This is a genomic window from Pokkaliibacter sp. CJK22405, assembly GCF_046614695.1.
In the GTDB taxonomy this organism is placed as follows: domain Bacteria; phylum Pseudomonadota; class Gammaproteobacteria; order Pseudomonadales; family Balneatricaceae; genus Pokkaliibacter.
In genome coordinates this window covers 12,036-23,932 of record NZ_JBKKHQ010000032.1, presented here as the reverse complement: position 1 = coordinate 23,932, position 11,897 = coordinate 12,036, and the positions used below count along the sequence as shown (strand labels likewise).

The window sequence follows — 11,897 nt, the reverse complement described above, 5'->3', positions numbered from 1 at the left end:
TTATTTTTCGTGCATGTTGCTGCGTTCTTCGATCTGCTTGCCTAACTCGAGCGCTTTTTGTCGCTCTTCGATGGTCAGAGGACGGCACGATACATTGTAGATATGCTGGTACCACTCGGCATATTTGAATAGCCTGCGCAAACGGCGAAAGTAGATGCCATATCCCTTGACGATGCAGACTTCACCCATCTGAGTATTGGCATAGACATCCTGCTCCGGATAGTACAGCGTCGGCAGGAACATACTGCTCTCGATGCTGTAGTACATGCCGTTATCGGCATCAGTACTGCAAGGCAGGGAGGTACAGGCGCTGATCTGGTATTTCTCTCCGGGAATGATCTCCCCTTTACCCGTGGTATAGACCAGCTCGGTAAACTGGGTGCCGTAGAAATACAGCGCACACCAGCCCACATAAAGCCCGAACCCCAGTGCCAGTACCAGCCCGGAAATTGTCCCCAGCCGTCTGCCTGAGAAAATCCGCTCACCGTCTTTATCCAGCACCTGCTCGCCAGCTTCGTGACGATATGCGCTGAAGTTCCAGACGGCGGCCAGCCAGCGACCAATGGCACCATCGCGCCAGCGTCGCCATAGCCAGTAAGGAAAGGTCAGCAGGTTGATGATAGTCATCAGAAGCTTGCCACCGCGCACCAGCCAACGGGCAACAACACCCATGGGAAGTGGCTGACGCGAGCTACCTGCTGTTGCACGTTTACCTGACTTGTCAGGTGCCGCTTCGGCAGCTTCCAGCTGGCGTTTTGCTCGTGCCAGCTGGGCGTCCAGATCAGACTGTTGGTCCATTCCCTGATCCTCAGCGGTCGGCTGTGCTTGGCATCGGTGAAGAAATCACCACGGAGCGATTCGCTTCATCAAACTCAATCAGCATGCGGCCTTCAGCCTCGGGCGTTTGCAGCAGGGTGTTGGCGACTGCAGGTTTGATGTGCGTCGTGATGTAACCTGGGATACCGCGAGCGCCGGTAGCCGGGCTGTAGATACTGCGACAGAGGCTGGCCAGAGTGTCATCGCTGACATCGATCTGAATATGCTTGCCACCTGCATTGATCTGACGGTTCAGTTTGTCGATTTCACGGCGGGCAATCTTCTCGATCACTTCCAGACCCAGACGGTTGAAGCAGACGATGTTCTGGCGACCATTAAAGCGGTTGAGGAATTCCGGACGGTAGACGGTATCCAGTTCGCGCATGGTTTCAGCCACGGCTTCATCAAAGCTCAGACCTTCATCAAGGAAGTTAGGCTGCCCGATATTGGTGGTCATCAGAATAATGGCTTCGCTGAAAGAGACCGTGAGGCCGCGGTTGTCCGTTAAGCGGCCATCATCCAGCACCTGCAACAGCACGTTAAACACATCCGGGTGCGCTTTTTCGATTTCATCGAACAACACAATGACGCGTGGATTGGCGCGCATGGAGTTGGTCAGAATGCCACCGGCTTCATAGCCCTCGTAACCGGGAGGTGCACCGATGAGTTTGGCGACACCGTGCTTCTCCATGTACTCGGACATATCAAAGCGTAGCAAGGCTTTTTCACTGTCATAGAGCGCAGCCGACAGGGCTTTGGCCAGTTCGGTTTTACCCGTGCCGGATGGGCCGAGGAACATAAAGGAGGCCTGGGGTTTTTCCGGATCTTTAAGACCCACACGGGCAACGCGAACCGCATCGGCCAGCTGTACGACAGCATGGTTTTGGCCAAAGACGCGACCCTGTAATACGGACTGCAAACGCAGCAGCTTTGAGCGTTCATCCTGATTGAGCTTATCGGCGGCAATCCCGGAGATACTGCTGAATTCACGCAGTACGTCATCGCTATCCAGCGCCAGAGCAGCATTGGCCGCAGCGACGAGGGAATCAAACTCTTGTTTATTTGCCTGCACGACTTTCTGTAGCGCTTCGATTTCACGACGGACGCTGGCAATGGCTTCTGATTCAAAGGCGCCCAGGCCACCGGCACCAAACCCACGGAAACCGGAGGGTTGTTCGTTATTGGCAGGGGCCGCCGGACGTTCAGCTTCTTCCTTGCGCAGGGTTTCCAGTTCTTCTTCCAGGCCGATCAGGGTTTCTTCACCTTCACGCTGGGAGCGGTAGCAACGACGCATCCGCTCCTGGGTTTCCTGCCAGCGAGCGACACTTTGTGCCAGCTGGGCATCAACCTGCTGGCAGAGTTCCAGTAAACGCTGACGTTCGGTGATGGGGAGGGCATCGTCTGCCAGAGCGTTAAAAATCTCACGCTTTTTGGCATCCAGCGTTGCCTGATCTTCAGGCTGGGTGTGGGCACGCTGACGATAGCTGGTCATGGCGCGGTCGAGCAGGTTTAACGCGCGCTCAGGCTGGGCGCGGCTTAGACTCATTTCCTGTACCCGGTACTTGCTGGTCAGCATCACCGCCGCTTCGATAGCGGCGGCAGTGATACGAATATGGTGATGCTTTTCCAGACGTGCGGCAGCAGAGGTGACAATCTCATGCAGGCTGTCGTGCTCAGGCTCGCGAATATCGAGCATGGTGTAGTATTCGCGCATGTCGGAGTGGCACTTCAACACCACTTCCAGGTCTTCATCACGGGTTTCAAAGATGGCCTGAAAACGGCCATGGCGGATTTCACGGACCAGGGCGTTAATCAGGTGGGTGCAGCCATTGTTGCGGGCCGCCTCAATAAAGTCGCGGGTATCCTCAAGAATCAGGACGGTATCCCGACCCCGGCTCAGAACGCGCAGCAGCTTCTGAAAGGCTTCATTGATCTGCTGGCTGTCACCGGAGGAAAACAGGCCATCGGTATCCAGCCAGTAAAAGCGCTTGCTGATGAGATCAAAGGGCGCATCGGGTTCCGCTTTGGCCGCTTGCAAGCCGAGACAGAGTGCCGAGCATCCCACGCCGCCAGAGCCCACCAGCAGTACGGAGTTGGCGCGGTTGCGCATCAGGATACCGGCCAGTTTGTTCAGCTCGGCCTGTCGGCCCACCAGGGAAAAGTCAGGGTAGCGTGCCAGATAGTCACGGCCACGGGTGATGAAGTGGGACATGGGGAAATCTCGATCCGTAAGAATAACGTCCTGAAACAGGTATCACCCCGAAGGGTGATACCGATACCACAGGTGTGATCTGAAAAGCCGTTGTGATCAGAAGCCGAAGGGACTGGCCGGAGACTGGCTCTGCTGCGGAGTGGCTTCGCCATCATGCTCGTACTTGCCGGCAGTCACTTCGGCTGCCACTGCAAAGGACTGTTGAACGGTGTCCTGCACATCGCGTGCAGTATTTTCCAGTTTGCCCAGCAGCTCTTTGGTTTCTTCCAGACCCTGACGGGTGATGTTGGTGGCGGCTTCCACCACCTGGCCATACTGCTCCAGGTCTTCCAGCGCTTTGGCAAGCTCGGCGTTGGTTTCCTTGGCGCCCAGCGCCACACGGATAACTTCTTTCTGGCCCAGCGCGTTGGTGGTCTGCTGCATACGCTCAAGGGACATGCGCGCCATTTCTGAGGACTCACCCAGTGCAGCAGAAGACACTGCCTGCAGCACGGTGCTCAGCTGATCGGCAACACCGGCAACGCCCGAGCTGTGAAGCTGGCGGGTTTTGCTGATCTGTTGCTCGTTGGCATCCTGCATGGATTTGATGCGGTGGCTGGAGGTGGTCAGCTCGGCCAGAACCGAGGTGGTATCCACAGCCGAGCTACCCAGGGTCTTGATGTGGTTTTCCAGATCACGCTTGGTGCGTTCACGGGCCATCTTCTCGATATCGCCTTCATCACTGCTAACGGGCATCAGGGTTTCGCGGAAGGTTTCGTTATCCTTCTCGGCATCCTTGGTGGCGTCGTTGATGATGGCGTAGATTTCACGCATGGAGTAGTTGGCTTCGCTCAGGTTATCGATCTGACTGTTCATCTGATCAAAATGCTGAGAGACCGTGCCCACGCGGGTTTCAGTGGTGTTGATAAACTGCTGTGCGGCGTTAACCAGCTCTTTCTGACGCTGTACATGATCATCAGAGCTGATATCCAGCAGCTCACGCAGCTTGGCTTTCTGATCGGTGTATTCCTGCAGACCGGCGGTCGGTACAAAGACTTTGGGAGTCTTCTCAATTTCCTGAGTCAGGGCAGTCAGCTGATCCAGACGGTCCTGCAGATCAATTTCCAGGGTGGCGATCTTCTCACGGGATGACTTGCGCACGCCGCCAAGACCAAACCAGCTTTTATCTTCACCGAGTACAGCGATCTGCTTCTTGATCTCATCCACGCTCAGGTTCAGACGCTGCAGTTCGGATGCCTGTTGCTGTTGCAGGGCAAGCAGCTCGGCTTCTTTTTCTTTGTCATCGGCAATTTCACGGAAGACATCAAAAGTGACGCCGTCCATGCGCAGGGTATAGACCGCATCGACGATATCGGTCAGCGGGGTAATTTTGGACTCGAAGGACATGAGCGCAGTGTTGATTTCGTCATACACAGCTTTCAGTTCAGAAAAGGCACCGGTGTCCGTCAGGGAAATGATCTCCTTGGCCATGCGCTTGCGCTCATGCTGGAGGTATTCCTTGAACTTGTTGAACTCTTCCAGGCGCGTGCTGGAATCGGCCTTGTCCTTGCTGAAAGTCAGCGCCTTGGCGACTTCATTCTTGCGTTCCGCCGGGGTCAGCTCCGGGTTCAGAACGATCTTGTAGAAGGTGTTGGACTGGATGTCGGCGAAGGCATTCGCGACCTCTTTTTCCGCCTGCGAGGTCTGGCTGCTGGCGCTGGTGCGTTTAGACGCGGTTTTTTGCGCGCGTTCTAATACATCGGAAATATCTGATTGCTTACGTTTTGCGGATGATGCGGACGACATCATGACCTCCTGTTCCAATCCCGTGTCCTGAAATTCCATGCCCTGACCTGCACTCCTGGCGGGAAAGGGGTCGCTGTGCGGCCTGTTTTTCAGGGGCCCTGCGCAACGAAGCGGCTATCTTACGTCCTTAAACATTTTGTGACAAATGTAACTACATAGCGTTACATGATGCAGCCTATGGCTTGTGACTGATGCAAAAAATTAAGTCTTAGAGAACAGATGTTTAGCTCGTTTTTTGAGCTTTTTAGTTTTACCAAAGTGACTGATTCAGCCGAAGTTGGTTAATTTGCTGAAAATGGTTCATTAGAGGCCTCTGTCGATAAGGCGTAGTTTCAGAGAATCCGGAGAATCGATGCCGAAATGTTCAGAGGAGAGAGCAACCATGAAAATGTGCCAAGTAGTAGCTGTGCTACTAATAGGAATGTCGTCGATCACTGCCACAGCCTGCCCTAAAGGACAGCATCCATACGGTGGAACGGGTTCACATCATAAGGGTGGCTGGTGTGGGCCCTGATGTTGTTTGAGAATGTTAGTGGCTAGTTCTGCAAATAAAGAAAGGAGGCCGAAGCCTCCTTTCTTGTGCAACCGGGGATGCGAGTTATACGCTGGTTAACCAGCCGTACTTATCTTCGCTGCGACCCCATTGCAGATCATTCAGAGCCTTGCGAAGGCGAAGGGTGGTTTCACCGACGCCGCCGTTGCCGATCTTCACATCCTTGCCCTGATGGATCAGTGTACCGACCGGTGCCAGTACTGCTGCCGTGCCGGACAGTGCTGCTTCGCAGCCTGGCTTGGCAGCGCGCTCAAGCAGCTCATCGACAGTCAGCTCACGCTCCTGAACATTGAGGCCCATATCCGCAGCCAGCGTCAGAATGGAGTTACGGGTAACACCGTGCAGGAAGCTGTCAGTCAGGCTCTTGGTGATCAGTTCATCACCGTCGATCAGCAGGAAGTTAGCGGCGCCGGTTTCCTGAACATCACCGCCTGGACAGAACAGAACCTGATCCGCCTGGAATTCAGCTTTGGCTTTCAGGGTCGGCATCAGAGCACTGGCATAGTTACCACCGCTTTTGACCATGCCCATGTGCGGTGAACAACGCATACCCTCGGTTTCCAGGAGCAGGCGCAGTGCACGGTCACCACCCGCAAAATAGTCACCCACAGGCGACAGCAGGACATATAGGCATGAGCTCAGGGAAGGCGCTGCCGCTTTACCAACGGCAGGTTCCGTACCGAAATGCGTTGGACGGATGTACATGGAGCCAGGGGCTTCAGGTACTTGGTCCGCGTACTTGGCAACAATGGTCGTGATCATTTCGCTCAGGGCTGACTGATCAACCTCTGGCAGAGACAGCAGTTTGGAGCTCTGTGCCAGACGGGCAACGTTGCGGTCCATACGGAAGATCTTTACGGAGCCGTCGGCATGACGGAAGGCTTTCAGGCCTTCAAAGCAGGTGCTGGAGTAATGCAGCACGTGAGCGGCAGGGTGCAGCGTAAGCTTATCGCTTGGCACGACATCAGGCGTGCTCCACTGACCGTCGTTGAACCAGGAAATTGTCATTTCGGGCATGAAAACGGAGCCGAACGCTGCCATAACGGATCTTCCTACTTATCTACTGGCGCCCGTATCACTGACGGGGAATGCCACAGGGGGTATGGAACAGAGAACTGTGAAGGGTCTGATTGTAGTCCTTCAGGGGTAAAAAGGAATTGTTGCGTCCCAAATTGAGTGTTTCGTGTCGCATGGATGTTTAACCCGGCTTTCATTATCATGACGCGACTTTTCCCTGAACGGCGCTTCCTCGTGACTCATCTTTGTATTGTCAGCGACGGTAAACCCGGACACCTGAACCAGTCGTTAGGGCTGGCAGCTGCCCTGAAAGCGTTGCGCCCGTCGCTTGAAATAACTGAAGTTTCTCCCCTGAGCCGTGGTCAGCAAGTGCGTTGCTGGCTGGGCAAAACGCAGCCTCTGGTAACTAGGCCTGCCCTGATTCTTGGTGCAGGGCACCGAACCCACTCCACGGTGTTGGCGCTTCGTCATAGCTATGGCGTTCCCGGTATCGTGCTGATGTCGCCGTCCTTGCCGTACCGTTTTTTTGACCTTTGTCTGGTGCCAGAGCATGACCAGCCTCCGGCGCGGGAGAATGTCGTCACCACTCAGGGCATGATCAACCGAATGCATGCCGGAACCAAAGATCCGCACAGCGGTCTGATTCTGGTTGGTGGGCCTTCCAAAGAGTGTGACTGGGATGAAACGGCGCTGCTGTCGCAAATCACGGCATTACTTGAGCAGCCACATGCAGAGCCGGTCAACTGGCAAGTGGCGACCTCCCGCAGGACGCCGCAGACAACGGTCGATGCGTTAACTGCGTTGGGCTGCAGCCTGGTGCTGCCGGAAGAGGTCGATCGTGACTGGTTGCCGGCCACACTGGCGCGTACCACCCTATGTTGGGTGTCTGAAGATAGCGCCTCGATGGTCTTTGAAGCTCTCACGGCAGGTTGCCGCGTGGGAGTTTTTTCAGTGCCCCGTAAACGCCAGGGAAGGGTGTATCATGGGGTGCAAAATCTGATTCAGCGGGAGCAGGTCGGCGTTATTCATGCCGGTCAGCCCGTCGTCGAGCTTCCCGGGCCGCAGCGGCTGGAGGAAGCCTCACGGTGCGCCCGCCTTATTGTTGATAGAGGATGGTTATGAGTTTGCCGCGTCTTGAAGACATCAAACTGGGCATCATTGGTCTGGGTTATGTAGGGCTGCCTTTGGCGGTTGAGTTTGGCAAACAGCTGCCGGTGCTGGGTTTTGATATTAACCAGGCGCGTGTGAATGCCCTTGAGTCTGGTCATGACGCCACACTGGAAGTGACCGACACAGAGCTCAAAGCCGCTACCCAGTTGCACTTCACCACTTCTCTTGAGCGCCTGAGTGAGTGCAACGTTTTTATGGTCACGGTGCCGACGCCCATTAATGGTCAGAAACAGCCTGACCTAACGCCGCTGATCCGTGCTTCGGAAACGCTGGGTAAAGTCATTACTCAGGGCAATATCGTCATTTATGAATCCACGGTGTATCCCGGTGCGACCGAGGAGGACTGTGTCCCTGTGATCGAGCAGGTCTCAGGTCTGAAATACAATCAGGACTTTTTTATCGGTTACAGCCCGGAGCGTATCAATCCCGGCGATAAAGAACGCCGTGTGACCAACATCGTCAAGGTGACTTCAGGTTCCACTCCTGAAGTGGCGGATCTGGTGGATGCGTTGTATCGCAAGATCATCACCGTTGGAACCCACAAAGCCAGCAGTATTCGTGTGGCTGAAGCGGCGAAGGTGATTGAGAACACGCAGCGTGACCTCAACATTGCGCTGGTGAACGAACTGGCCATCATCTTTAACAAGCTCGGTATTGATACTGAAGAAGTTCTGGAAGCTGCAGGCACCAAGTGGAACTTCCTGCCATTCCGTCCAGGTCTGGTCGGCGGCCACTGTATTGGTATTGATCCTTATTATCTGACCTACAAGTCGCAGGCTGTCGGTTACATTCCCGATGTCATATTGGCGGGCCGTCGCATTAACTCCAACATGGGCGCCTATGTCGCCGATGAGCTGGTGAAAGCCATGCTGCGAAAGCGCATTCATGTGGCTGGCAGCAGGATTCTGATTCTGGGGCTGGCGTTCAAGGAAAACTGTCCAGATCTTCGAAACACCCGTGTCATGGATATTGTTGAGCATCTCGACCATTACGGTGCTGAAGTCGACTTGCATGACCCCTGGGTTGATGCTGAAGAAGCCCGTCATGAATATGGCGTCGAGCTGGTCAACACGCCTGCTGCGGGTGAGTACGATGCAATTTTGCTGGCGGTCGCCCATCACCAGTTCAAAGAGCAGGGCATTGATACCATTCGCGGCTGGGGCAAGGACGCGCATGTGATTTATGACCTTAAATACGTGCTTCCAGCCGATCAGGTGGACATGCGCCTGTGATGATCTGTCAAAGTCTGTCGTATGCGGAAGTCGGCCCTGGCCGGCTTCCCTGGCTTGATACTCTGCTCAAAGGCCTGGTGGCGTTACTGCTGCTGGGAACGGTCAATGTGCTCTTTCTGGTGCCGGATGGCGATCGCTATCTTTTCAAACTGATGGCGCTAACGGCGCTGGTCGGGTTAGCCCGACGTGCCGTGCAGCGAGACTGGACGCTACAGGTGGGGCGACGGTTTATTTTCCCGTTGACGGCCTATGCGCTGGTCCTGTTTTTCAGCAATCTTTTCCTTAGCGGCTTTGGCGCAACAGTAAAAACCTATCTGGTCGGCACGCTCTTGCTCTACGCCATTGCGCCTCTGAGGCTACGTGGGCAGTGGTTGAGCCTGTTACTGATCTTCGGTGGCATCGAGTTTTTCGCGTTCGCCTGTTATCAGGTCATCAGTCTTGGTGTCGGTCGCTTTCATGGCTACACCCACCCCATTTTTATGGGCATCTTCTGTATGACAAGCGCGGCGATGGCGCTGTTTCTGTCGCGACGTATGGAAGGCATGCTGAAGCCCGGCCTCTGGCTTGCCACACTGACTTTTTTTCTGGCCGCGCTGCTAAGCAGTACACGCGGCGTGGTGATTGCGATCCCCTTTATCTTGCTGATGTTTACCTGGCTGTGCTGGAAAGAAGGACAGGTGAAAGTATCTCTTCTGCCTTGGGTAATGGCGATTGTCATTACTCCGTTTTTTAATCCGGCCATGCTGAATTCTGCCATCCACTCTGAATCCATGATTGGCAAAATGGGCACTGCGCTGAATGAAGCTCAGGCCGCCACAGAGGATGAGAAATACGCTACCTCTATCGGCTTTCGTTTGATGATGTGGCAGTTCTGCATCTATGCCTTCGAGCAGAGCCCGATTTATGGACTGGGCCGCGATGGCGTGGAGAAAGCCAAGCAGGAGTATGTGGATCAGGGCTTGGCACCTGAAACTCTTTTGACGATGGTGCCGAAGGCGCACGCCCATAATCAGTATTTTCAGGAACTGGCCCAGCGCGGACTGATTGGTCTTGCCGCACTGCTGTTGGTTTTTTCCTTCTCCGTACGCGAGGCTTGGGAACGTATCCAGGCGCAGCGCTGGAGTGGCTTTGCGCTGGCGATGCTAATAGGCGCTTTTATGATTTACTGCCTGACAGAAGTGGCGCTGAAACATCCCATTAAGGTGGATGTATTCCTGATTTTTGGCTGGTTTTTGCATCAGTATCACGACGATGAGTCACCTCTGCTGAAGGGTTCCGCCTCATGAAAGTCATCCAGTTTCTGCCTGGGCTTGAAGGCGGTGGTGTTGAAAAAGGCACCCTGGAAGTCGCCCGTTTTCTGGTGGAACAGGGCCACACTTCTGTGGTGGTTTCAGGTGGTGGTCGACTGGTAAGGCAACTTGAAGCTGAAGGCAGCCAGCATGTTGAGTGGAATCTGGGGAGCAAGTCTCTGCTGACACTGCGGCATATTCTGCCGCTGCGCCGTTGGATTCGTCAGCAAAATGCCGACATCCTGCATGTGCGTTCACGCATGCCCGCATGGATGGTCTGGCTGGCGTGGCGCGGTATTCCCAAAAAGGAACGCCCTCATCTGATTAGCACCGTGCATGGACTGCATTCCGTTAATCGCTACAGTGCCATTATGTGCTGTGGCGAGCGGGTCATTGCCGTGTCTGATACGGTCAAACAGTACATTGCGACTCAGTATCCCAAAACGGATATGAGCAAGGTGCGCGTGGTCTATCGTGGTATTGAGCCAGAAGAATTCCCCCGTAGTTATGAGCCAACGGCAGAGTGGCTGACGACCTGGCAGGAACACTATCCGCAGCTGATGGGCAAACAGGTGCTGACGCTGGCAGGTCGCTTGACGCGACTGAAAGGGCATCACGATTTTATCAGCCTGGTGGCGACGCTGGTGAACGCCGGGCGTCCGGTGCATGGCCTGATTGTGGGTGGGGAAGACCCCAAGCGGCAGGCCTATGCGCAGGAGCTGTATCAGCGTATCAAAGACGAAGGGCTTGCGGCGCATATCACATTCACCGGCGCACGTTCGGATATTCGCGATATTTATCGCCAGTCCACGCTGGTGTATTCCCTGTCGACCTCGCCTGAATCCTTTGGTCGCACGGTGGCGGAAGCGCTGGCGATGGGGGTTCCTGTGGTGGGTTATGATCACGGGGGCGTTGGGGACATTCTGGCGAAGGTGTTTCCTGCCGGTAAAGTGCCGTTGAAAGACAGCGATGAGTTGCAGGCGACAACCGCGCGCTTACTCGACGCGCCTGAATTACCGGGAGAGATGCCCTTTTTGCGTCAGAACATGCTGGAGCAAACTCTGGCTGTTTATCGTGAGGTACTGGCATGAGCCAGAGTGATGCGACTCATCTGGTCTGCCTTAAATGGGGCAGCAAATATCCCGCGGAATACGTAAACCGGCTTTACCGTATGGTAGCGGCGAATTTGACGCATCCTTTCACCTTTCACTGCCTGACCGAGAGCACCGAAGGCCTGCTGCCGGAAATCAATGTATTACCGCTCAAACGTAATGATCTTGAGGGCTGGTGGTACAAGCTTTCCCTGTTTCAGCAGGACTTTTATGGGCTGCAAGGACAGATCATTTATCTGGATCTGGATGTGGTGATCACCGCCAATATCGACTTTCTGGTCGAGATGCCGGGCGATTTCGTTATCATTCAGAACTGGTCGCGCAATGCGATGTGGAACAGCTCCGTCATGCGCTTTCCTGTCGGCAAGTACCATGCTGTCTGGGAAAGCTTTTTGACGGACAAGGCGCGTGTGCTTAAAGATTTTCACGGTGATCAGGAGTGGATTTTCGCCTGTGTCCCTGAGGCTCACGTCTGGCCTGCGGATAAAGTGGTGTCTTACAAGAAGAGCCTGAATGCCAAGGCGTATCCACGTTTAAGTAAACTCAAGCTGCCGTGTTTTCAGAAAGCCACTGATGCGATGGATACCGCACTGACACCCGGTGCGGCCATCGTTATTTTCCACGGCAAACCCGATCCTGAAGATGTGGCCGACGGCCCTTATGGTCCCTGGAAAAAGGCGTCGTTTATTCAACGGGCCTGGAGTGTCTGAT

General features: G+C 54.8%; 9 protein-coding genes. 5 read left to right on the top strand and 4 right to left on the bottom strand.

Translation table 11 applies throughout. The features are described from left to right. From ACKC9G_RS18695 to ACKC9G_RS18680, 4 genes are all read right to left on the bottom strand, one after another. A complete protein-coding gene (locus ACKC9G_RS18695; RefSeq protein ID WP_411408273.1) occupies positions 1-798 on the bottom strand; it encodes a hypothetical protein in 798 nt (265 codons plus the stop codon). Positions 799-808: 10 nt separating this feature from the next. Beyond that, on the bottom strand, positions 809-3,028 hold the full coding sequence (locus ACKC9G_RS18690; RefSeq protein WP_411408271.1) for an AAA family ATPase: 2,220 nt from the start codon (positions 3,026-3,028) through the stop codon (positions 809-811). A gap of 96 nt (positions 3,029-3,124) precedes the next feature. Further along, positions 3,125-4,813, bottom strand: a complete 1,689-nt coding sequence (locus ACKC9G_RS18685; protein ID WP_411408269.1) for a hypothetical protein — start codon at positions 4,811-4,813, stop codon at positions 3,125-3,127. A gap of 598 nt (positions 4,814-5,411) precedes the next feature. Then, positions 5,412-6,407: a branched-chain amino acid aminotransferase gene (locus ACKC9G_RS18680; protein WP_411408267.1), complete on the bottom strand. Its 996-nt coding sequence runs from the start codon at positions 6,405-6,407 to the stop codon at positions 5,412-5,414. A gap of 177 nt (positions 6,408-6,584) precedes the next feature. Between ACKC9G_RS18680 and ACKC9G_RS18675 the strand changes: the two genes are divergently transcribed. From ACKC9G_RS18675 to ACKC9G_RS18655, 5 genes are read left to right on the top strand one after another with little or no spacing between them, the layout of a single operon-like run. Further along, positions 6,585-7,505 (top strand): ELM1/GtrOC1 family putative glycosyltransferase, encoded by a 921-nt coding sequence (locus ACKC9G_RS18675; RefSeq protein WP_411408265.1) that lies wholly within the window; start codon positions 6,585-6,587, stop codon positions 7,503-7,505. Next, positions 7,502-8,785, top strand: a complete 1,284-nt coding sequence (tviB, locus tag ACKC9G_RS18670) for a Vi polysaccharide biosynthesis UDP-N-acetylglucosamine C-6 dehydrogenase TviB (protein WP_411408263.1) — start codon at positions 7,502-7,504, stop codon at positions 8,783-8,785. Before ACKC9G_RS18675 ends, tviB begins: the two co-directional genes overlap by 4 nt. Continuing rightward, entirely contained in the window at positions 8,785-10,071 is a 1,287-nt protein-coding gene (locus ACKC9G_RS18665; RefSeq protein WP_411408303.1) for an O-antigen ligase family protein, read from the top strand. The genes tviB and ACKC9G_RS18665 overlap by 1 nt, the downstream gene beginning before the upstream one ends. After that, a complete protein-coding gene (locus ACKC9G_RS18660) occupies positions 10,068-11,165 on the top strand; it encodes a glycosyltransferase (protein WP_411408261.1) in 1,098 nt (365 codons plus the stop codon). Before ACKC9G_RS18665 ends, ACKC9G_RS18660 begins: the two co-directional genes overlap by 4 nt. Further along, the gene (locus ACKC9G_RS18655) at positions 11,162-11,896 is read left to right on the top strand and encodes a hypothetical protein (RefSeq protein WP_411408259.1); all 735 of its coding nucleotides are present in this window, start codon (positions 11,162-11,164) and stop codon (positions 11,894-11,896) included. The genes ACKC9G_RS18660 and ACKC9G_RS18655 overlap by 4 nt, the downstream gene beginning before the upstream one ends. Position 11,897: the final 1 nt, after the last annotated feature.

What these genes read in the sequence shown, in the direction of transcription:
- ACKC9G_RS18655 (WP_411408259.1), top strand. Translation starts at nt 11,162, where the DNA reads ATGAGCCAGAGTGATGCGACTCATCTGGTCTGCCTTAAATGGGGCAGC.
- ACKC9G_RS18690 (WP_411408271.1), bottom strand. Translation starts at nt 3,028, where the DNA reads ATGTCCCACTTCATCACCCGTGGCCGTGACTATCTGGCACGCTACCCT.
- ACKC9G_RS18665 (WP_411408303.1), top strand. Translation starts at nt 8,785, where the DNA reads ATGATCTGTCAAAGTCTGTCGTATGCGGAAGTCGGCCCTGGCCGGCTT.
- ACKC9G_RS18675 (WP_411408265.1), top strand. Translation starts at nt 6,585, where the DNA reads ATGACGCGACTTTTCCCTGAACGGCGCTTCCTCGTGACTCATCTTTGT.
- ACKC9G_RS18685 (WP_411408269.1), bottom strand. Translation starts at nt 4,813, where the DNA reads ATGTCGTCCGCATCATCCGCAAAACGTAAGCAATCAGATATTTCCGAT.
- ACKC9G_RS18660 (WP_411408261.1), top strand. Translation starts at nt 10,068, where the DNA reads ATGAAAGTCATCCAGTTTCTGCCTGGGCTTGAAGGCGGTGGTGTTGAA.
- ACKC9G_RS18695 (WP_411408273.1), bottom strand. Translation starts at nt 798, where the DNA reads ATGGACCAACAGTCTGATCTGGACGCCCAGCTGGCACGAGCAAAACGC.
- ACKC9G_RS18680 (WP_411408267.1), bottom strand. Translation starts at nt 6,407, where the DNA reads ATGGCAGCGTTCGGCTCCGTTTTCATGCCCGAAATGACAATTTCCTGG.
- tviB (WP_411408263.1), top strand. Translation starts at nt 7,502, where the DNA reads ATGAGTTTGCCGCGTCTTGAAGACATCAAACTGGGCATCATTGGTCTG.